This is a genomic window from Bradyrhizobium sp. CCBAU 11386 (genome assembly GCF_028128955.1).
GTDB lineage: Bacteria > Pseudomonadota > Alphaproteobacteria > Rhizobiales > Xanthobacteraceae > Bradyrhizobium.
Map to the genome: position 1 here is coordinate 179,209 of NZ_LBKA01000256.1, position 21,401 is coordinate 200,609.

The following is a 21,401-nucleotide window of genomic DNA, read 5'->3' on the forward strand; positions in this document are numbered from 1 at the left end:
CCAAGGTCGGACAAACAGCTCTTACGCCAGCTTACTCTCTCACTACCATCCCTTTGATCCGTCAACAAAATGGCTGCCCCATGGCACCCTCAATATATGGTTAATATTTCCCTCGTTGTGGCCTGGCGGCCACGGGCGGTGCTTGGCATCTGCCCCGCCGGTGGCCCATAGTGGCAAAAGTCCAGTGAATCGCCGTTCAGCGCCGGCCCGTGGCCGGAACCGCCGAGCGGCGAAAAGCCCCATGTTTTGGAGGAGTTACCCATGTCCGATGCCATCAAGGTCGGCTTCGTCCAGTTGTCTGCCGCCGCCCGTGGCATCCTGGTCGTGTTCTGCGACGACGGTTTGAAGCTGGGCCCTGCGACCGCCAAGGCGCTGGGCGGCGCTACCGAACTCGTGAAGCGGGCGGCCTCGGCCGCCGCTTTCAAAGGCAAAAGCGGCGCCGCGCTGGACATCCTGGCTCCGGAGGGGGTGAAGGCCACCCGCCTGATCGTGATCGGGGTCGGGGCCGGCAAGGCGACGGGCCTGAAGGCGAACGACTTCTTCAAATTCGGCGGCGTGGCGGCGGGCAAGCTCTCCGCCGGTGCTGCCGCCATGACCATCATGGCGGAACTGCCTGACGGCGCCATGACGAGCGAGCAGGCGGTTGCGATCGCCTCGGGCCTGCGGCTGCGCGCCTACAAGTTCGACCGCTACAAGACCAAGAAGAAGGACGGCGAGGAGGGCGGCTCACGCGCCGACATCTCGCTTGCGGTGGGCGATGTCGCCGCCGCCAAGAAGGCGTTTGCCTCGGCCGGTCACGTCGTCGACGGCGTGATCATCGCGCGCGACCTCGTCAACGAGCCGCCGAACGTGCTTTTCCCCGAGGAATTCGCGCGCCGCGCGAGCCTGCTCCGCAAGCTCGGCGTCAAGGTCGAGGTGCTCGACGTCAAGGCGATGGACAAGCTCGGCATGGGCGCGCTGCTCGGCGTCGGCCAGGGCTCGACGCGGCCGAGCCGCACCGTGATCATGCGCTGGGACGGCGGCAAGAAGGGTGAGGCCCCGGTCGCCTTCGTCGGCAAGGGCGTCTGCTTCGACACCGGCGGCATCTCGATCAAGCCGGCCGGCAGTATGGAGGACATGAAGGGCGACATGGGCGGGGCTGCCTGCGTCGTCGGCCTGATGCACGCGCTTGCGGCGCGCAAGGCCAAGGCCAACGTGGTCGGGGCCATCGGCCTCGTCGAGAACATGCCCGACGGCAATGCGCAGCGGCCGGGCGACATCGTCACCTCGATGTCGGGCCAGACCATCGAGATCATCAACACCGACGCCGAAGGCCGCCTCGTGCTGGCCGACGTGCTCTGGTACGTGGCCAAGAAGACGAAACCGAAATTCATGGTGGACCTGGCGACGCTCACCGGCGCGATCGTGGTCGCGCTCGGCACCGAACATGCCGGCATGTTCTCCAACAATGACGAGCTGGCCGACCGGCTGCTGACGGCCGGCATCGAGAGCGGCGAGAAGGTCTGGCGCCTGCCGCTCGGCCCCGAATATGACAAGCTGATCGATTCCCAGTTCGCCGACATGAAGAACACCGGCGGCCGCCATGGCGGCTCGATCACCGCGGCGCAGTTCCTCCAGCGCTTCGTCGACGGCACGCCCTGGGCGCATCTCGACATCGCCGGCACCGCCATGGGCGCGCCGAAGACCGACATCAACCAGAGCTGGGGAAGCGGCTATGGCGTCCGCCTGCTGGATCGTCTGGTGGCAGATCATTACGAGCGCAAATGACGGAAGTGCTGTTCTACCATCTGCAAAACATGACGGTGGAGAACGTGTTGCCGCCGCTTCTCGAGAAATCGATCGAGCGCGGCTGGCGCGTCGTGGTGCAGTCGACCTCGGAGGAACGCGCCGATGCGCTGGATGCGCATCTGTGGACCTATCGCGACGATTCCTTCCTGCCGCATGCGACATGGCGCGTGAACGATGCCGCCGACCAGCCGATCGTGCTGGCGATCGAGGAGGGCAATCCCAACGGCGCCCATGTCCGCTTCCTGATCGACAACGCCGCGCTGCCGCAGGACGCCCAGGGCTATGAACGCATGGTGCTGCTGTTCAACGGCGACGATCCGGACGCGCTGGCGTTCGCCCGCAGCGCCTGGACGGATTGCAAGGCGCGGGGATTTGATGTCACCTATTGGCAGGCCGACGAACGGGGCCGGTGGCAGCGGCGGAATTAGCGGTCGTCGGCAATTAATGATAATTTGTACTTTTAGGGTAAGGCTGGTCTTGGTCACCTTCGTGCCGCAAAGTGATGTTGGGACAATCGTTTAGGGCTGGTCCTTCACGCGGGGAATTTAGTTTATCGTGCGACATCAAAAGCTTCCCGGCTCGCTCATAGTTGCGTTGGCTGCCGTAGCACCGCTGGTCGCGGGCTGCTCTGGCGCGAGCGATCTGCTGTCCAAGGATGCCCAGTGGTTCAACACGCCCAGCCGCCTGTTCATCAAGAGCATCTCGATTGAATCGCCGCCGCTGACCCCCGACAAGCCCGTGACGGCGGAAGATCTGGTTAGCGCCGACGGGGCCTGTCCCGGCATGGCGCCGCCTCCTGGACCTGCTGATGCCAATGCGTCGACGACGGCGCCCACGGGCGGCACGGTCGCGCTCGGCCACACCGAATGCGACGTGGTGCGCGGCATCGGCGCGCCCTCGAATGTCAACCTCTCCAATGATGCCATCGGCCGGCGCGTCGCCGTGGTGACCTGGACCACCGGTCCGCGCGCCGGCATCTACACGTTCACGTCCGGCCGCCTGTCCTCGATCGAGGGCACGCCGGAGGCGCCTGTCATGCCGAAGGCGACCAAGCCGAAGGCGAAGAAGAAGTCGGCGTAAGGCGAGCTTGCGGGACGGCTGTGGCCGTCCCTTCATTGCATCTTCGGAGCGACAGGATCTGACCGCTCGGTCTCGGAAATGCGGTGATCGCCGAAATGCGGTGATCGCCGTTCGCGACCGTCCGGATCATCAAGCGGCTTTGCGTCCCTTGATCGCGGTGGCCGAGGCATGAACCTTGATCTCACCGCTCGCGCTCGCCGGCAGTCTTGCCCGCAGCCGGCGCATGAGCTCCGCGCTCTCCGTCTCCGACAGCTTTGCCAACACGCCGGCCGGGCTGCTGACGACCATCGACAGCCAGTAGTCATCGAAATTCGCAAACGTTCGTTCAACAACCAGTTCGCGAGTTTCGACCTCGCGGAGGCCGAGCTCCGCCCAAAGCGGCTTCAGCGCCTCGAACCGCGATACATCCGCACTCGGCGGGCGCTGTGCGGGTTTGCCGAGAGCGTCCATTTCCTCCCACAGGGGCTGCGTAGGCGAGCCGCCCCGGACGATGTCCCAGGTGTAGGACGCGACCATGCCGCCGGGCCTGGTGACGCGGACCATCTCCGCGGCACCTTTGTACGCGTCGGGGACGAAGAACAGCGCCAGCGCCATCACCGCAACGTCGAAACGATTGGCGTCGTAGGGAAGGGCCATGGCATCGCCAATCGAAAGCTCGACCTGCTTTGCTGACAGTTTCGCGCGCGCCGTCGCGATCTGCGCGTCGGAGGGATCGATCGCGCAAACGGACGACGGGGCGGACGCCGCAAGGATGAGCTCGGTAAACGCGCCATTGCCGCAACCGACATCGACCCAGGCCAATCCGGAGCCTGGCGCCAGCCAGTCCAGGAAGAGTGCGCCGGCCGATCGGCTCCAGGGGGCCATGAAGCGCTCGTAAGCCACGCCGTCGGTGAACTTGATCGGTTCGGGTGTAGGCATTTGAGGATCCCTTGATCATTCCTTGTTTGCAGATCGCTTGGGCTAGAAATCGTTTGGGCTGAAAATGCCGATCGTTGTCGACCGTAGAGCCGGATCATCCGCGATGCGCTGACGCAAAATCGTATCCAACCTAACCTCAAACGTGCGCAAGCGACATGCGCCATTTCGTCGGCAGGCGCGGATATTTCCGATTGACGCGCCGCCTGCAGACACATTCGCACGAGGATCGACCGCGCTTGATCTGGATCATGGAGCCCGGCCGGCCGTCAGTGCAGGCTAGGACAGCTCCCCGAGAGAAGGGGCATCCGTCATGGCAAGAAATTTCAGAGGATCATCCAGGGGATCATTGACGTGAGCAACCTCGCCAAGATTGAACGCGATCCGAACTACCAGGAGCTCGTGCGCCGACGTTCGTCACTCGGCTGGCTGCTGTCGGCGGTCATGCTTGTCATTTATTTCGGCTTCATCCTGCTGGTCGCCTACGCTCCCAAATTTCTGGGAATACCGCTGGGCAGCGGCGTGACGACGATCGGCATCCCCATCGGACTGTCCGTCATCGTGCTCGCCTTCGTGCTGACGGGTATCTATGTCCGCCGGGCGAATTCCAGCTACGACGTACTTATCCGCAAAATTGTCGAGGAGAATCGCTCGTGAAGAAATTCGCCTCGCTATCGGTGATTCTGCTCGCAAGCTTGCCCACCATCGCGCTCGCCGCCGGTGCCGTCGAAGGCGGCTCCAAGCAGGCGACCAACTGGTCGGCGATCGGCATGTTCGTCGGGTTTGTTGGCCTGACGCTCTGCATCACCTATTGGGCCGCCAAACGGACCGCGTCGGCTGCAGATTTCTACTCGGCCGGCGGCGGAATCACGGGATTCCAGAACGGACTTGCGATCGCAGGCGACTACATGTCGGCGGCGTCCTTCCTCGGCATATCCGGCCTCGTCTATACCTCGGGCTACGACGGCTTGATCTACTCCGTCGGCTGGCTGGTGGGATGGCCGATCGTCACCTTTCTGATCGCCGAACAATTGCGCAACCTCGGAAAGTTCACCTTTGCCGACGTGACCTCGTTTCGGCTCGGACAGACCGAAATCCGTATCCTGGCGGCGTGCGGCTCGCTGGTGACGGTTGCGTTCTATCTCATCGCGCAGATGGTCGGCGCCGGTAAGCTGATCCAGCTGTTGTTCGGTCTCGACTACTGGATCGCGGTCGTCCTGGTTGGCGGCCTGATGATGATCTACGTGACGTTCGGCGGGATGAAGGCGACGACCTGGGTGCAGATCATCAAGGCGGTGCTGTTGCTCTCAGGCGCAACGTTCATGGCCGCCGCGGTCCTCTACAAGTTCGGGTTCAGCCCGGAAGCGCTGTTCACCAAGGCGACCGAGGTGCATCCCAAGAAACTCGCGATCATGGAGCCCGGCAGCCTGATTTCCAATCCGCTCTCCGCCATCTCGCTCGGTCTGGCGCTGATGTTCGGAACGGCGGGCCTGCCTCACATCCTGATGCGCTTCTTCACCGTGAAGGACGCTCAGGCGGCCCGCAAGTCCGTGTTCTACGCCACGGGTTTCATCGGCTATTTCTATATCCTGACCTTCATCATCGGCTTTGGCGCGATCACGCTGGTTTCGACCGACGCGATGTTTCTGGATGGGAGCATTCTCGAGAAGACCAAGAGCGGAATCGCGGCGATCAAGGGCGGCTCCAACATGGCAGCGATTCATCTCGCGAACGCCGTCGGCGGCAATCTGTTCCTTGGCTTCATTTCGGCCGTTGCCTTTGCCACGATCCTGGCCGTCGTGTCAGGCTTGGCTCTGGCCGGGGCATCGTCCATCAGCCACGATCTCTACGGCATGGTGATCAAGGGCGGGAACGCAAACGAGCAGGACGAGATCCGGGTCTCGAAGATTGCGACACTGGTGCTCGGCGTGCTTGCGATCTTCCTGGGCATCGTGTTCGAGAACCAGAACGTCGCCTTCATGGTAGGCCTTGCTTTCGCCATCGCGGCGTCCTGCAACTTCCCCGTGCTGGTGATGTCGATCTTCTGGAGAGGCCTGACGACACGGGGAGCCGTGTTCGGCGGCTTCCTTGGCCTGGTCAGCGCGGTTGTGGGCGTGGTCCTCTCGCCGGCAGTCTGGGAGGCGACGCTTGGCTTCGCCAAGGGGTCGGCTCCCATCAAGTTGGACAATCCGGCGCTGTTCTCGATGGCGCTCGCCTTTGCGGGGATCTGGCTGGTCTCGACCCTGGACCGCAGCAAGCGTGCCGCGGCCGATCGCGATGGCTTTGACGCGCAATATGTCCGATCTCAGACCGGTATCGGTGCTGCTTCGGCCACGGCTCACTAGGCGAGGATCTGCGAGACGTCGCTTCGGTACCGACCGGTTCACATGGACCGGCCGGTGCTGCGCCTTCGATGGTCAGCCGTCGGATCCTCGGATGGTCCGCATCTTCGAAAGGCCGCAATGCCCAAGGCGTTCGATATCACCAACCCGCCGTTCGATCGTCTGACGCCGAGCGAGGCCGAGACGTTGCGGACCGCGCTGGACATCGGGTACTTCAGTCCGGGCGAAGCGATCATCAGGCGGGACGCCCCGGCGGAGGCGCTCTATGTCGTGATCAAGGGCATCGTCGAGGAGCGGAACGAGGCCGACCTGCTGGCATTGCTCGGTCCCAAGGACACGTTCGACAGCCGCGCGCTCGTTCACGACCATAGCGGGCACCAGTTTCTCGCTCGCGACGAGACGCTTTGCTACGTGATCCCCAGGAAGGTCGCGCTCGATCTGATCAAGGCGAACCCGCGCTTTGCGGCTTTTTTCTACCGTGAGATATCCCAGAAGCTGGACGAACTCGCCAACGACGAGGAGACGGGACGCTACGGCTCGTTGATGCACGCCAAGGTCGGCGAACTGTTCCTGCATCCGCCGGTGTTTCTGGCTGCCAGTGATACGATCGAGGCCGCCGGGCATCTGATGCGCGAGATCAACAGCAATGCGCTGTTTGTCCGGGACGGCGAGCGGATCGGCATCGTGACCGGCATGAATCTGTCCAAGGCGGTGGTGCTGCGGCGCCAGTCCATCCAGACGCCGGTCGGCGAGCTCGCGAATTTCGATATCGTGTCGCTGCGCCGTGATGATTTCGTCTCCTCGGCTCTCCTGCTCATGACCAAGCACAACAAGCGGCGGCTTGCCGTGCGCGACGGCGAAGAGCTCGTCGGAATTTTGGAGGAGATCGATCTGCTGGGGTTCTTGGCGGGAAGCGCTCAAGTCACTGCCGGCCGCATCGATCGAGCCTCGAGTCAGCAGGACCTCGCTACCGCGGCGCGGGAGATCGAGACGCAAACGCGCGTGCTGCGACGGCAAGGGGTCAAGGTGGAGGTCATTGCGGAGATTGTCTCCGACCTCAACCGACGCCTGCTGTCGCGATTGTTCGAAATGGTCGCGCCGGCCGAGCTGCGCACCAGCAGCTGCTTGATCGTGATGGGAAGCGAAGGGCGGGGCGAGCAGACCATCCGTACCGACCAGGACAACGGCCTTATCCTCGCAGGTCCGATGCAGGGCGAAATCCTGGAGGCGTTCCGTCAGGAATTCTTCGTCGCTCTACAGAGCTTCGACTTTCCGCCCTGTCCGGGCGATATCATGGTGCGCAATCCGCTGTGGTCCCGGCCGCTTTCGGACTATCTCGCAGATTTGCGCCGCTGGATCGTGCTTCCCGATCAGGCCGGGCACATGAATGTGGCCATCGTCTACGATGCGCAGGCGATCGCGGGCAATGAGCAACTCCTGAACGACGCCAAGACGGCGCTGATCGACATGACCCGGGGCGAGCAGGCGTTCATGGCCCACTTCGCGCGCGCCGTTGACGCGTTTGAAACGCCGATCGGCCTCTTCAACAACCTGATCACGTCCGAGGGCACCGGCGATGCGCTGGATCTCAAGAAGGGCGGCATCTTTCCCATCGTGCACGGCGTTCGCAGTCTGGCGCTCGAACAGGGCCTGCGCGAGACCGCCACCGACAAGCGGATTTCTCGGCTCTGTGATCTCGGCGTGCTGCAACTGGACTTTGGACGCGACCTGAAACAAGCCTTCCGATTCCTGCTGATGCTTCGGCTCGACGGGCAGCTGGCCGCATCCGCGGGCGCATCGGGTACTCTGGTGAGACCGGCGCACTTGTCCAGCATGGAACGTCATCTATTGCGTGACGCGCTCCAGGTGGTGAAGAAGTTTCGGGAAATTGTCGGTCATCATTTCAAGCTCGGCATGTTCTAGAATGCTGCCGCGTGCGATCAAGCGACTGTTGCACCAGGCGACCCTGAGCGATCAATCGTATCGATTCATGTTCGATCGCGCTCCGGACGACGAGTTTGTCGTCATCGATTGCGAGACCACCGGTCTGAATGTGCGAACGGACGACGTTGTCGCCATTGCCGCAATCAAGATCCGCGGCAACCGGATTTTGACCAGCGCGCGTTTCGAAGCCATCGTCCATCCCGATAGCGAACTGGAGGCGGAGGCGATCAAGATTCACCGCTTGCGCCGGTCCGACGTCGAGGCGTCGCCGATCGTCTGGAAGGTGCTGCCAGGCTTTCTGCATTTCATCGGGCCGCGTCCGCTGATCGGCTATTATGTCGACTTCGACATCGCCATGCTCGACAAGTACATCCTGCCGCTGGTGGGAATCGAACTGCCCAACGAACGCATCGAAGTGTCGCGGCTTTACTACGAACGCAAATACGGCAACGCGCCTCCAAACACCCCGGTCGATCTGTCGTTCGCCGCGATCCTCCACGACCTCTGCATTCCGTCTCTTGGGCAGCACGATGCTTTCAACGACGCATTGATGACTGCGATGATGTTCCTGCAGTTGCGCGACCTGACCAGGCGCGGCGTGCGCATCCCGCGCCAGCGGACCAGCGCGGTGTTCAATCCGATCGGGGCATGACCGGGGCCTATGGTGCTGCAGGTTGTTGTTTGCGCATAATCTCTCCGGAAAACCGCTTCGCACTTTTCCGGATCATGCTTTGGCGCTGTTCTTCTCGATATGCCGCCAGAACGCCTCTGCGGCGTGCGCGAGGCGGAGCTTCGGTCGGAACACGTGGATTTCGATCGGAACGTACCATTCCGGCCCGCCGGCCGGGACGATCTGGCCGGAGGCGAGTTGATCGCTGATCAGGCTTTCCGGCAGCCACGCCATGCCGCGGCCGGCCTGGACCATCGTCACCAGCAGCTTGGCCAGATGAGAGGTGAAGGTTGTGCGAAGACGCGCGTCCAACGGCGACGTCGCGCGCACCGCGTCGAGAATCCGCCCCATGCCCGATTCAGGACGGAAGCTCAGGAACGGCACCGCTGCGGCTTGCGTGCCTGGGAGCTTGAATCGCGGCTTGCGGCTCCGGCTTGACGTCGGCACCGATGCCGGAATGAGCCTGTCATCTCCGACATGGAGCGAGCGGAAATGCGAGGGCGCCAAAGCCGTGGCCGCAGCGGGGTGGTAGTGGCAGAGCAGGAAGTGCGCATCGCCTGCGAGCAGTATCCGTTCACAGGCTTCCATGTGGTTGGCGACGAGCTGCACGTTCGGAACGAATGACAGCTCGGTCTCGATTCCGCGCAGCCAATCGGGAAAGAAGGTCAGCGACAGCGCGTTGGTCGAAGCGAACTTCAGCACGTCGGAGGCGCCGCGAGCCCGTTCCTGGGCGTCGAGCCGGCCGGCTGCGAGCCGCCGCAGAACGTCCTCGGCCGTCTCTCGAAAGCCTTCGCCTGCCGCCGTGAGATTGACGCTGTGCGTCGTGCGATCCAGCAGCGGCGCGCCGGTCCACACTTCCAGCGCCTGGATCCTGCGGCTCAGCGCAGGCTGCGAGCAATTCCGCTGCTCCGCAGCGCGCGAGAAGCTGCGCGTGGTCGCCACAGCGATAAAATCGTGCAGCCAGTTGATCTCCATCGCAGGTCTCCTGAATGTGCCACGTTTATGCATAACTTGCATAACGATATCAGAACACGACATTGGATTTCCAGTATCGCCGGCGTCACGGTGCAGCAAGACTTCTGTAGGAGAAAGCGCGATGGCTGCGCGCACGCTGTATGACAAGCTGATCGACGCGCACGTCGTCCGCAACCTCGACGATGCCGGCCTCGTGCTGCTCTATGTCGACCGCACCGTGCTTAACGAATATACCAGCCCGCAGGCCTTCGCCGGGCTGCGCGCTGCCGGGCGCAAGGTCTGGAACCCACGCGCCGCGCTGATGGTGGTCGATCACGTCAATCCGACCAGCGCGCACCGCACCCGGTCGATGCCAGACAGCGGCGCAGCGCGGCAGGTCGACTATTTCGCCGAAAATGCCAGGGATTTCGGCATCGAATATTTCGACATCCTCGATCCCCGCCAAGGCATCGAACATGTGGTTGCGCCCGAGCAGGGGCTGGTCATGCCGGGCATGGTCATCGCGGCCGGTGACAGCCACAGCACGGCTTACGGCGCCTTCGGTGCGGTCGGCTACGGCATCGGAACCTCCGATATCGAGCACTACCTCGCGACCTCGACCGTTCGCTACCGCCGCCTCAAGACCATGCGCGTGCAACTCACCGGCCGCCTGTCGCTCGGCGTCACCGCCAAGGACGTCGTCATGGAGGTGATCCGACGCATCGGCGCCGATGGCGCCACCGGCTACGCCGTGGAGTTCAGCGGCCCGGTGGTCTCGGATATGAGCGTCGAGGGCCGGATCGTCATGTCGATCATGATCGTCGAGGCTGGTGCGCGCGGCGTGGTCATCGCGCCGGACCAGAAGGTGCTGGACTATCTCAACGGACGTCCTCGCGCGCCGAAGGGTGAGATGTGGGCGCCGGCTGCCGCGCACTGGCTGACGCTGGCCTCCGATCCCGATGCGCGTTTCGACCGCGAGGTCGCGCTGGACGTGTCGGAAGTCGCTCCGCTGGTGACCTGGGGGATCAGCCCGGACCAGGCGATCGCCGTGACCGACCGCGTTCCCGATCCCACCGGGCAAGCCGCGCCCGATCGCCGGGCGGCAGCCCTGCGCGCGCTCGACTATATGGGCTTGAAGTCCGGCATTCCCATTCAGTCCGTCTCAATCGACTTCGCCTTTATCGGCTCCTGCACGAATGCGCGGATCGAGGATCTGCGCGATGCAGCCGAGATCTTTCGCGGCCGCCGGGTTGCCGAGGGCGTCCGTGCGATCGTCGTGCCGGGCTCGACCCAGGTCAGGATTCAGGCGGAGGCGGAAGGTCTTGCCGAGGTGTTCACCGACGCCGGCGTCGAATGGCGGCAATCCGGTTGCTCGATGTGCCTTGCGATGAACGATGACGTGCTGAGACCCGGTGAACGCTGCGCGTCATCGACCAACCGCAACTTCGAAGGCCGCCAGGGACCGGGCGCGCGCACGCACCTAATGAGCCCGGCAATGGTGGCCGCGGCAGCCGTCACCGGACGCATCACGGATGTGCGTTCCCTGTTGCGAAGAGCGCGCCGATGATTCCGTTTAGCCAAGTTGCGGGCGTGGCTGCGCCCATGATGGCGCCGAATGTCGACACCGACGTCATCATGCCGAAAATGTTCCTCAAGGGCGTGGACCGCAGCGGGCTGGGCGAGGGGGCTTTCAACCTTCTGCGCTTCAGCGGCGGCAAGCCCAATCCGGACTTCATCCTGAACCAGGACGGCTACCGCGACGCATGCTTTCTGGTGGTCGGCCCGAACTTCGGCTGCGGGTCGAGCCGTGAGCACGCCGTTTGGGGACTGCAGCAGCTCGGCATTCGCGCGCTGATTGGCACCAGCTTCGCCGGCATCTTCAACGACAATTGCGCCAACAACGGTCTGCTGACGATTTCACTCGATCCCGGCGTGGTGGCGGAGCTCGCTCAGGTCGTAGCCGATAGCTCGCGCAATGACGTCAAGATCGACCTCGCCGCGCAGACGATCCGCTTCGATTGCGGTGGCCGCTCGATCGGGTTCGACATCGAGGCAGATAGAAAAGAGGCCTTTCTGACTGGGCGCGATTTCATCGCATCCACGCTCGTCTTCGCCGACGACATACGCGCCTTCGAGGCGCGGCATCGGGCGGAGAACCCCTGGATCGTCTGAACTGCACGAACGTGGCGCGGCTCGAATCCGCTCGCCACGAGAAACCATAAACAGCGGAGGGACCCTTGGTGGACACGACATATCGCGCGGCTGAGGCGCCGCAGACCGCGGCCGCGACGAAGCTCGCCCGTCTCAAGATTGGCCCGTTGCCGATCGGAATTTACGGCGCCGCGGCGCTAGTCTGCGGCGCGGCGGTTTATTCCGGAAGGTTGCCGAACGACGTGATCGGCGGCCTTTCGGTCCTGATGCTGCTCGGCTTCCTGCTGGGCAAGCTCGGCCAGAACATCCCCGTTGTGAATCAGATCGGAGGTACGGCGATCCTCTGCCTGTTCGTGCCGTCGGCCCTGGTGAGCTACGGCCTGATGCCGGATGCGGCTCTGAAGGCGATCACGACCACGTTCCGAACCGCCAACTTTCAGTATTTCTTCATCGCCTGCCTCGTCGCAGGCTCGATCCTCGGCATGCCCTACCGGGTCCTGGTTCAGGGCTTCATTCGCATGTTCGTTCCGCTCCTGATCGGCACGATCGCGGCCGTCATGGCAGGCATCGCCGTCGGGCTTCTGTTCGGCCATAGCCCGAAGGACACGTTCTTCTTCGTCATCATTCCCATCGTCGGCGGCGGTCTTGCGGAAGGTGTCCTGCCGCTGTCCATCGCCTATTCTGAGATGTTGCATCGGCCGCAAGCCGAGCTCGTTGCGCAGATGGTGCCGGCGGCGCTGCTCGGCAACGTGGTTGCGATCGTCAGTGCAGGCCTGCTGGCCCGCCTTGGCGAGAGGCGGACCGACCTCAATGGCAAAGGGATGCTGGTCAAGACCGGAGACGACGACATTCTCGGCGAATCGCGGCCGGACCAGCCGATCGATCTCGGACTGCTCGGTGCCGGCATGGTGCTGTCGTGCGGCTTGTTCGTGCTCGGCGTGATTCTGGCGCCGCTCACCGGGATCCCGGGGCCGATCATGATGATCATCGCCGCGGTCGCATTGAAGCTGACGAGGCTGCTACCAGCCGAGATGGAACTCGGCGCGTATCAGATCAACAAGTTCATGTCGACCAACCTTACTTTCGCGATCCTGGTGGCAATGGGGACATTGCTGGTCTCATGGCAGCAACTCGTCGCCTCCTTCAATCCAGGCTACATCATGATCTGCACGACCACGGTGCTGGCGATGATCCTGTCGGGATTCTTCGTCGGCAAGTGGCTGAACATGTATCCGGTCGAGGCGGCGATCGTGACCGCCTGTCACTCGGGCCTCGGGGGCACCGGTGACGTCGCCATTCTTGGCGCCGCGGATCGCATGGGCCTGATGGCGTTTGCCCAGATCGCCACCCGCGTCGGCGGCGCGATCATGATCGTGATTGCAACGCTCTTGATGAGGTCGCTGACTTGATACGCGCCCTCCGCGCAGCAACGAATGTTCCAGGGGAGAATTGCAATGCTCGAATTCGAACGGGTTGAAACGTGTTCCGATCAATCCGCGACCAGGTTGACGCGCCGCGATCTGATGTCGATCGCGCTAACAACCGGAGCCCTTGGTTCGGCCATGTTGCCGCCGGGTGCCTTCGCCCAGGAGAATGCCGTGACAAGCAGCGCGCTGCAAAACTTGCTGCCAGGGTTTCAGCAAAAGCGCCTCAAGACCAGCGGGGCCGAAATCAACGCGCTCGTGAAGGGCGAGGGGCCGCCGCTGCTGTTGCTGCACGGACACCCGCAGACATTGGCGTGCTGGCACAAGATCGCCCCTAAGCTCGCGGAGCGCTTCACAGTGGTGCTGACCGATCTGCGCGGCTACGGCGACTCGAGCAAGCCCGACGGCGGCAAGGACAGTATCGCGTATTCCAAGCGGGAGATGGCGCAGGATCAGGTCGAGGTGATGCGCGCGCTCGGTTTTGAGCGCTTCCAGGCTGCCGGCCACGATCGCGGCGGGCGCGTTCTGCATCGTCTGTTGCTGGATTATCCGGACGCCGTCTCCAGGGCGGTCCTGCTCGACATTGCGCCGACCGCGACGATGTACGCCAAGGTGAACAAGGAGTTCGCCACGCGATATATGTGGTGGTTCTTTCTGATTCAGCCGGCGCCGCTTCCGGAAACCTTGATCGGCAACAATCTCGAATTCTACCTTCAGACCCATATCAAGAAGCAGAACAAGACGCCGGGCGCCATCGACCCGGTTGCGTTCGAGGAGTACCGCCGGTGCTACACCCGCGAGACGTTGCACGCCGTGTGCGAAGATTATCGCGCCGCCGCCGGGATCGACCTGATCCATGATGAAGCGGATTCCGACAAGAAGATAGCTTGCCCGCTCCTCGTGCTGTGGGGCGAAAAGGGAGTCGTTGGGTCGAGCTACGACGTACTCGACACTTGGCGCGCCAAGGCGAAGGACGTGCGAGGCGGGAGCCTGCCCTGCGGCCATTATCTGCCGGAAGAAGCACCGGAGCTGCTCCTCGAGCGGCTCAATGCGTTCTGGGCGTGATAAGCGGTAGCGGGCCGAAGCCTGCCGGCAATTGCGCCGGCATGGCCGCGTCAGGCTCGCCGACCGTCTCGCAAAAGACCCCTCCGTTCAATCGCTAAGGGAAGGGTGTGAAAATACCTGTACTGTGCATGGGTTGTTTTCGAGGTTTTGAATCTACCCCGCCGCCTCGTCGAACTGCGCGCTCGCCTCGAGCCATTGCTCTTCCGCGCGCGCCAGCGCGTCCGCGGCATTCGCGCGCGCCTTCGACAGCTGCGCGGCCTGCTTGGGGTCGCGGGTGAAGATGTCGGGGAGCGACAGCGCGGTATCGATCTTGGCGATGATGTCGCTGACGCGGGCGATCTCGGATTCGGCTTCCGCAATGCGCTTCTTCAGCGAGCCGCGATTGTCCGACTTCGGGCGCGGGGGCTTCTCGCTTGCGGCACTGCGCTCGCGCGGGGCGGGCTCGCTGCTGCGCGCCGACAGCACCAGGCGGCGGTATTCGTCGAGGTCGCCGTCGTAATTGGTGACGGTGCGGTCGGCGACGATCCAGAGCCGGTCGGCGCAGGCCTCGATCAGATAGCGATCGTGCGAGACCATGATGACGGCGCCGGGGAATTCGTTGATGGCTTCCGCAAGTGCGGCGCGGCTGTCGATGTCGAGATGGTTGGTCGGCTCGTCCAGGATGATCATGTTGGGGCCGAAGAAGGTCGCAAGTCCCAAGAGCAGCCGCGCCTTCTCGCCGCCCGACAGTTTTTCCACCTTGGTGTCGGCCGCCTTGCCGGAAAAGCCGATCGCACCGGCGCGTGCACGCACTTTCGCTTCCGGCGCATCGCCCATCAGCTTGCGGACGTGGTCGTAGGCGGAGGCGTCCTCGTTCAATTCGTCGAGCTGATGCTGCGCGAAATAGGCGATCGACAGCTTGTCGGCGCGCGTGACCTTGCCCGAGAACGGCGCGAGGCGGCCGGCGAGCAGCTTCACCAGCGTCGACTTGCCGTTGCCGTTGGCGCCGAGAAGCGCGATGCGGTCGTCATTGTCGATGCGCAAGGTGACGCGGCCGAGCACCGGCATCGCCGGATCGTAGCCGACCGAGGCGTTGTCGACGGCGATGATCGGCGGCGACAGGATTTTTTCCGGCGCGGGGAAGCTGATCTCGCGCACGTCCTCGGTGACCAGCGCGGTGATCGGCTTCAGCCGCTCCAGCATCTTCACGCGTGACTGCGCCTGGCGCGCTTTCGAGGCCTTGGCCTTGAAGCGGTCGACGAAGGCTTGCAGGCGCGCGCGTTCGGCCTCCTGGCGCTTGACCTGCTTCGCATCGAGCAGCTCGCGCGCGGCGCGCTGCTCCTCGAAGGAGGAGTAGGTGCCTTTGTAGAGCGTGAGCTTGCCGCGCTCCAGATGCAGGATCTGGTCGACCGAGCTTTCCAGGAGGTCGCGGTCGTGGCTGATCACGATCACCGTGCGCGGATAATGCGCGAGGTGATCTTCGAGCCACAGCGTGCCTTCGAGATCGAGATAATTGGTGGGCTCGTCGAGCAGCAACAGGTCGGGGGCCGCGAACAGCGTCGCGGCGAGCGCGACGCGCATGCGCCAGCCGCCGGAAAATTCGGCGCAGGGACGGAGCTGATCGGCGGCGGAAAAGCCGAGGCCGGAGAGGATCGCGGCGGCACGGCTCGGCGCCGAATGCGCGTCGATGTCGACCAGCCGGGTCTGGATCTCGGCGATCCGGTGCGGGTCGGTGGCGCTCTCGGCTTCGTGAAGCAGCGCGTCGCGTTCGAGATCGGCCTTGAGCACGACCGAGATCAGGCTCTCGGGGCCGTTCGGGGCTTCCTGCGCGAGGCTGCCGACGCGCCAGCGTGGGGGCAGGGTCACCGCGCCGTGCTCGGCCGCGAGCTCGCCGCGGATCACCTTGAACAGCGTCGATTTGCCGGTGCCGTTGCGCCCGACCATGCCGACGCGCGATCCGGGCGTGATCTGCACGGAACTCTGGTCAATCAGAAGGCGTCCGGCGAGGCGGATGGAGAGGTCGGTGATGGACAGCATGCGGCCTTGTCACCGCAGCCGGGATCAAACGCAACCCGTTTTTGCGCAGCCCGTTCTATGTCTATGCCCGCCTGTCAGTGCGCGCCACCTTCGCGGTCGCGCTTCTTCAGCTCGTCGAGGAGCTGTTCGAGATGCGTGGGCAGCCGGGGGTCGGGGCGGAGTCTCTGCTGAAGCCGTTCCCCCACGGCATCGCGAATCGAGCGGCTGGTACGCCGGTCGATCTGTTCGCTGTCATTGGCGAAAGGGCCCGTCATCACGAGGTTCCATGTTGCAGAGTAACGACACGGTACCAAGTCGTTGGCCTCCAAATGGTTTCGCCGGTCGTGGGGAATGCCGGACATTCTGGTAAGAATTGTATGAATCTGTCGCCCCTGCTCAAAGGCAAGGCCCCGGCGGGGGGATCGCCGGGGCCTCTCTTGGAAGGTGCCGTAGGGGGGCGGCACCTGACTTAAGGTGCTGTCGGGCTCAGTAGCAGCGGTTGATCAGCCGCCAGCGGGGTCCCCAGGGGGTCGGGACCAGCCGGCGCACATAGCAGCCGCCATAACCGTAGGAGGGGCCGCCGACATAGAAGCGCGGTCCACCCCAGCCGTGGTGGTGGTGCCAGCCACCTCCGCCGCCGTGCCAGCCCCAGCCGCCGCCATGCCAGTGAGCAGAGGCCGAGGTCGGTGCCAGCGCGGCACCCAGCGCGACCGCGGCGACTGCGGCAAGCGAAAGTTTCCTCAACATGGTGATCTCCTCAAAACTGCCGGCGCGAGGTATCGCGTCGATGGAAAGGCCGCCGAAACGGTCTGCCCGATGATCAGGCTTTGGTTTCGATAGGCCCGACCTTACGCCGGCGAAGCTGAACCAAGGCCTGAATGGGGGCTTCAGATTGGGTTCATCTGGATGAAATCTCGGTAATCCATGTCTGGATCCGCCGGGGCTGCCTGCGGCGAAGCGCCCGGGAGGCGGCTTGGGCGGTCGCTTGCCGTCCGGCAAAGGCGCCGATATAAGCCCCGCAACTCCCAACCACTGCTTTCTTCTCAAGGACAAGATCATGGCCATCGAACGCACTTTCTCGATCATCAAGCCCGATGCGACCGCGCGTAACCTGACCGGTGCGGTTAACGCCGTGATCGAAAAGGCGGGCCTGCGCATCGTCGCGCAGAAGCGCATCCGCATGACCAAGGAACAGGCCGAGACCTTCTATGCCGTTCACAAGGCGCGCCCGTTCTTCGGCGAGCTCGTCGAGTTCATGACCTCGGGCCCGGTGGTCGTCCAGGTGCTCGAAGGCGAGAACGCCGTCGCCAAGTACCGCGACGCGATGGGCGCGACCGATCCGTCCAAGGCGGCCGAAGGCACCATCCGCAAGCTCTACGCAAAGTCGATCGGCGAGAACTCCGCACACGGTTCGGATGCGCCGGAGACCGCCGCGATCGAGATCGCACAGTTCTTCTCGGGCAACGAGATCGTCGGCTGATCATTCAGCCGATACGTTAAAGCGACGGCGCGAAAGGATTCATTGTGAACTGGCTCTGGCAGATCTTCGATCCCGCTACGATCGGGGCATTCTTCACCCAGTTCCGCAACGAGATGGCTGAACCGACCTTCTGGATCGCGGTCGGCAAGATCATCTGGATCAACATCCTGCTCTCCGGCGACAACGCGCTGGTGATCGCGCTCGCCTGCCGCGGCCTGAAGCCGCGGCACCGGCTGTGGGGCATGATTCTGGGCGCCGGCGCCGCGGTGCTGCTGCGGATCATCTTCACCGGCATCGTCGCGAGCCTGATGGCGCTGCCGTACCTCAAGCTCGTCGGCGGTCTCGCGCTGATCGTGATCGCAGCCAAGCTCTTGGTGCCGGAGAACGAGGACGAGGACGGCGTCGAGTCCGCCTCGCATCTGTGGCAGGCGGTGCAGATCGTCGTCGTCGCCGACATCGTCATGAGCCTGGACAACGTCATTGCGGTCGCCGCCGCCGCCAATGGCAGCGTGCCCTTGCTGGTGCTGGGTCTTGCCATCAGCGTGCCGCTGATCGTCGCCGGTGCTGCGCTGATCATGGCGCTGCTGGCAAAGCTGCCTGTCCTGGTCTGGGCCGGCGCCGCGCTGCTCGGCTGGATCGCGGGCGAGGTGATCGCGACCGATCCCGGCGTCGCACCGAAGCTCCACTCGCTGTTCGACAGCCCGTTCGGGGCGTCGCTGGATTCGATGCTCGCCGCGTTGCGCATCCCGCCGCAATTTACCCATGGCGGTGGAGGCGGCGAATATTTCTGCGCGGCGCTCGGCGTCGTCGTCGTGCTGGTCGTCGGCGCCATCTGGCGCCGGCGCAGCCTGAGCGCGGCCGCGCTCGAATCCTCCGAGCGGCACGCCAAGGCCTCGGCGGAGTGACGTCGACGTTCTGATCGGTCGTGCTTTTCTCTCCAGCGATGAGAGGCGGGCACGCCACCGGGATACTCGCCGCGTTGGCAATGGTACGCGAGCGATCCTCGGCCTCGGGCTCAGCCTGAGAGCCGAAGTCTCCCATCATCGAGATCGTACAAGCGACGCGCATTGTGCTTCACCGCAGACCTTGCGTTGCGCGGCGAGTCCTCCTTCGCAACCACCACGCGATTTAGACCTTGTCTTATTATAAACTACTGAGATTCAAGGGTACTTTCGTTGACTCGACGAAGGTCCCCAGGCCACGTCGCTCCGACGTTCATGTTCATGAAATCGGAAGCTGGTGCGATGTCGTCGAAAGTGATTTGCCGTCCTGTTGCTGTTCTTGCCGCTCGCATCAAAACACTTCTGACGTGCGCCAGTCCGAGAGCCTTCGCGGTCTCCGTGGTCTCCATTGCCTTGGTCGGTGACGGCCTCATGCACGGCACCAGTGCGCAAAGCGCTGCGCCGGAGACGGAGCGGGGCAGCACGTTGCCGGCGGTGACCGTCACCGCAGACGCGCCGAAGCCGCGCGCACGCCCACGCTCCAATCCAGGCCGCAGGGCGAGCCGTAGCGCGCCCGCGAATGAGCGGGCCAAGTTGCAGGCGGAAGCGGCCCCCACGGCTGCGAGGCCCGGCGCACTGCCGCCGAGCTACGCAGGCGGGCAGGTCGCCCGGGGAGGCCAGGTCGGCTTGCTCGGCAACAAGGATTTCATGGATACGCCGTTCAACATCACGAGTTACACGGCGAAGAAGATCGAAGATCAACAGGCCGTCACGGTCGCCGACGTGGTCAGCAACGACCCTTCGGTCCGTTTCACGGGCCAGACCGGCGGCATTCTCGACTCTTTCTTCATCCGCGGTTTTCCGATCGGCGAGGGCAATGTCGGAGAAATCGCCTTCAACGGCGTCTATGGCATTGCACCGAACTATCGTGTGTTTACCGATTACGTCGAACGCATCGAAATCATCAAAGGCCCGACGGCGCTGCTTTACGGCATGGCCCCGAACAGCAGCGTCGGCGGCACCATCAACATCGTGCCAAAGCGTGCTGGGGATATCGATCTCACACGGGTCACGACCGACTACGCAACGAGTTCGCAGTTCGGTACCCACCTCGACGTGAGCCGACGGTTCGGCGAGAACCGCGAATTCGGCATTCGCGTCAATGGCAGCTATCACAACGGCGATACACCGCTGGACAGCCAGACCCGGGAGGCGCATGTCGGCGCCGCAGCGTTCGACTATCGCGGCGAGAAGTTCAGAGCTTCGCTCGACTTCATCGATCAGGAGGAAAAGTTCGACGCGCCCACAAGGCCTTTTCTGGTCGCAACCGGCGTAGCCGTCCCGACCGCGCCGGTCGGGCGGCGCAACGTCACGCAGGCCTGGGAATGGGCCAAGGTTCACGACAACTCGCTGCTGGCGCGCGCCGAATACGATGTGACTGAGTCCGTGACGGTGTTCGCCGACGGCGGTGGCGGCAGGACCCAGGTCGATCGCCTGTTCGGGACGCCGACGATCCTAAACGCGGCGGGCAACACCACGTCGACGCCGGGGCATTTCAAATTCGACATCGACAGGAACGTGGCCGACGCCGGTGTGCGCGCCCGGCTCGAAACCGCCGCGATCAGTCACGCCGTGACCATCCAGGGGAGCTACTACACAGATCAGATCGCGCGAGGCTCCGTGTCCGGCACGCCGGTGTTGTCCAACATCTATGCGCCGATCGCCCGGCCCGAGCAGCTCGTTCCGGCTCCCGCGACCGTTCCGAAGCTGTCGGATACCGAGCTGACCGGCCTTGCACTGGCCGACACCATGTCCGTTTTCCAGGAGCGCCTTCAGCTGACCGTGGGCGTCAGGCAACAGGGCGTCAAGTCGAACAACTACAACACCACCACGGGAGCTGTTACCTCCGCCTACGACCAGACGGCGTTCACGCCGATGGTCGGTGTGGTCGTCAAGCCCTGGAGCAACGTTTCGCTCTACGCCAATTACATCGAAGGACTCAGCAAAGGCGACATCGCACCGACGACGGCGAGCAATCAAGGAGAGGTCCTGGCGCCGTATTTCAGCAAGCAGAAGGAAGTGGGCGTCAAGGTCGACCTTGGAATGCTGGCCACCACGATCAGTCTGTTCGAGATCACCAAGCCGTCGGGACAGCTGGGTGCCGACAAGGTCTTCCGGGCCGACGCCGAACAGCGCAATCGCGGCGTCGAGTTCACCGTGTTTGGAGAAGTGCAGCCGGGCATTCGCGTCCTCGGCGGCGTGACGTTGATCGACGCGGAGCTGACAAAGACGAGCACGCTGGCCAATCTCGGCAAGACGCCGATCGGCGTGCCTCAGGTGCAGGCCAATCTGTCCGCCGAATGGGACACGCCGTTCGCACCCGGACTGACGCTGGTCGCAAACACCATCTATACCGGGCATCAATATCTGGACGGGGCGAACACGCAGGTCGTTCCGGCCTGGACCCGGCTCGACCTTGGTGCCCGCTACACCACGCGCATCAACAACCGGCCCGTCACGCTCCGGGCCCTGGTTCAGAACGTGTTCGATACCAACTACTGGGCTGGCGTGGCGAGCTTCTCCGCACTGGCACAAGGCACGCCACGAACCCTGCTATTGTCGATGTCGACCGATTTCTGAGCCGGGCCGGCT

Annotated in this window: 19 protein-coding genes and 1 pseudogene; 15 read left to right on the plus strand and 5 right to left on the minus strand. The window is 63.7% G+C overall.

Going from position 1 to position 21,401, the window contains the following annotated elements:
- Positions 1-261: 261 nt before the first annotated feature.
- From XI09_RS37890 to XI09_RS37900, 3 genes are all read left to right on the plus strand, one after another.
- Complete coding sequence (locus XI09_RS37890; RefSeq protein WP_271571445.1) at positions 262-1,767, plus strand: leucyl aminopeptidase; 1,506 nt, start codon at positions 262-264, stop codon at positions 1,765-1,767.
- Positions 1,764-2,216, plus strand: a complete 453-nt coding sequence (locus XI09_RS37895; protein WP_271571446.1) for a DNA polymerase III subunit chi — start codon at positions 1,764-1,766, stop codon at positions 2,214-2,216. The genes XI09_RS37890 and XI09_RS37895 overlap by 4 nt, the downstream gene beginning before the upstream one ends.
- 166 nt (positions 2,217-2,382) lie before the next feature.
- A complete protein-coding gene (locus XI09_RS37900) occupies positions 2,383-2,868 on the plus strand; it encodes a hypothetical protein (protein WP_271571492.1) in 486 nt (161 codons plus the stop codon).
- A gap of 129 nt (positions 2,869-2,997) precedes the next feature.
- Here XI09_RS37900 and XI09_RS37905 read toward each other — a convergent pair whose 3' ends face one another.
- Positions 2,998-3,786 (minus strand): class I SAM-dependent methyltransferase, encoded by a 789-nt coding sequence (locus tag XI09_RS37905; protein ID WP_271571447.1) that lies wholly within the window; start codon positions 3,784-3,786, stop codon positions 2,998-3,000.
- Positions 3,787-4,137: 351 nt separating this feature from the next.
- Here XI09_RS37905 and XI09_RS37910 point away from each other — a divergent pair, with 351 nt between their 5' ends.
- From XI09_RS37910 to XI09_RS37930, 5 genes and pseudogenes are all read left to right on the plus strand, one after another.
- Positions 4,138-4,440 carry a DUF485 domain-containing protein gene (locus tag XI09_RS37910; protein WP_130372142.1) on the plus strand — a complete coding sequence of 101 codons (303 nt, stop codon included), beginning with the start codon at positions 4,138-4,140 and terminating at the stop codon, positions 4,438-4,440.
- On the plus strand, positions 4,437-6,128 hold the full coding sequence (locus tag XI09_RS37915; protein ID WP_271571448.1) for a cation acetate symporter: 1,692 nt from the start codon (positions 4,437-4,439) through the stop codon (positions 6,126-6,128). The genes XI09_RS37910 and XI09_RS37915 overlap by 4 nt, the downstream gene beginning before the upstream one ends.
- A gap of 117 nt (positions 6,129-6,245) precedes the next feature.
- A pseudogene (locus XI09_RS37920) lies at positions 6,246-6,518 on the plus strand (cyclic nucleotide-binding domain-containing protein); the annotation flags it as partial.
- 150 nt (positions 6,519-6,668) lie between these two features.
- The gene (locus tag XI09_RS37925; RefSeq protein WP_271571493.1) at positions 6,669-8,048 is read left to right on the plus strand and encodes a putative nucleotidyltransferase substrate binding domain-containing protein; all 1,380 of its coding nucleotides are present in this window, start codon (positions 6,669-6,671) and stop codon (positions 8,046-8,048) included.
- A 1-nt stretch (position 8,049) separates the two neighbouring features.
- Positions 8,050-8,721, plus strand: a complete 672-nt coding sequence (locus XI09_RS37930; protein WP_271571449.1) for a 3'-5' exonuclease — start codon at positions 8,050-8,052, stop codon at positions 8,719-8,721.
- A gap of 72 nt (positions 8,722-8,793) precedes the next feature.
- On the opposite strand, the gene XI09_RS37935 is transcribed toward XI09_RS37930, so the two are convergent.
- A complete protein-coding gene (locus XI09_RS37935) occupies positions 8,794-9,714 on the minus strand; it encodes a LysR family transcriptional regulator (protein ID WP_271571450.1) in 921 nt (306 codons plus the stop codon).
- A gap of 121 nt (positions 9,715-9,835) precedes the next feature.
- Here XI09_RS37935 and leuC point away from each other — a divergent pair, with 121 nt between their 5' ends.
- From leuC to XI09_RS37955, 4 genes are all read left to right on the plus strand, one after another.
- Positions 9,836-11,260, plus strand: coding sequence for a 3-isopropylmalate dehydratase large subunit (leuC, locus tag XI09_RS37940; protein WP_271571451.1), 1,425 nt, complete (start codon positions 9,836-9,838; stop codon positions 11,258-11,260).
- Positions 11,257-11,865: a 3-isopropylmalate dehydratase small subunit gene (gene leuD, locus XI09_RS37945; protein WP_271571452.1), complete on the plus strand. Its 609-nt coding sequence runs from the start codon at positions 11,257-11,259 to the stop codon at positions 11,863-11,865. The genes leuC and leuD overlap by 4 nt, the downstream gene beginning before the upstream one ends.
- Positions 11,866-11,933: 68 nt before the next feature.
- Positions 11,934-13,253 carry a 2-hydroxycarboxylate transporter family protein gene (locus XI09_RS37950; RefSeq protein ID WP_271571494.1) on the plus strand — a complete coding sequence of 440 codons (1,320 nt, stop codon included), beginning with the start codon at positions 11,934-11,936 and terminating at the stop codon, positions 13,251-13,253.
- Positions 13,254-13,298: 45 nt separating this feature from the next.
- Positions 13,299-14,333: an alpha/beta fold hydrolase gene (locus tag XI09_RS37955; RefSeq protein ID WP_333939172.1), complete on the plus strand. Its 1,035-nt coding sequence runs from the start codon at positions 13,299-13,301 to the stop codon at positions 14,331-14,333.
- 153 nt (positions 14,334-14,486) lie between these two features.
- On the opposite strand, the gene XI09_RS37960 is transcribed toward XI09_RS37955, so the two are convergent.
- The 3 genes from XI09_RS37960 to XI09_RS37970 all read right to left on the minus strand — a co-directional run bounded on the left by XI09_RS37960 (position 14,487) and on the right by XI09_RS37970 (position 17,075).
- The gene (locus tag XI09_RS37960; RefSeq protein ID WP_271571453.1) at positions 14,487-16,349 is read right to left on the minus strand and encodes an ABC-F family ATP-binding cassette domain-containing protein; all 1,863 of its coding nucleotides are present in this window, start codon (positions 16,347-16,349) and stop codon (positions 14,487-14,489) included.
- A 74-nt stretch (positions 16,350-16,423) separates the two neighbouring features.
- Entirely contained in the window at positions 16,424-16,603 is a 180-nt protein-coding gene (locus XI09_RS37965; protein WP_271571454.1) for a hypothetical protein, read from the minus strand.
- Between the two features lie 211 nt (positions 16,604-16,814).
- A complete protein-coding gene (locus XI09_RS37970) occupies positions 16,815-17,075 on the minus strand; it encodes a sulfur globule protein precursor (RefSeq protein WP_271571455.1) in 261 nt (86 codons plus the stop codon).
- A 310-nt stretch (positions 17,076-17,385) separates the two neighbouring features.
- Between XI09_RS37970 and ndk the strand changes: the two genes are divergently transcribed.
- The 3 genes from ndk (at position 17,386) to XI09_RS37985 (ending at position 21,389) form a co-directional block, all read left to right on the plus strand.
- Positions 17,386-17,808, plus strand: a complete 423-nt coding sequence (gene ndk / locus XI09_RS37975; RefSeq protein ID WP_011086893.1) for a nucleoside-diphosphate kinase — start codon at positions 17,386-17,388, stop codon at positions 17,806-17,808.
- 44 nt (positions 17,809-17,852) lie between these two features.
- Positions 17,853-18,713, plus strand: a complete 861-nt coding sequence (locus tag XI09_RS37980) for a TerC family protein (RefSeq protein WP_271571456.1) — start codon at positions 17,853-17,855, stop codon at positions 18,711-18,713.
- 468 nt (positions 18,714-19,181) lie between these two features.
- Positions 19,182-21,389 (plus strand): TonB-dependent receptor, encoded by a 2,208-nt coding sequence (locus tag XI09_RS37985; protein WP_442869650.1) that lies wholly within the window; start codon positions 19,182-19,184, stop codon positions 21,387-21,389.
- Positions 21,390-21,401: the final 12 nt, after the last annotated feature.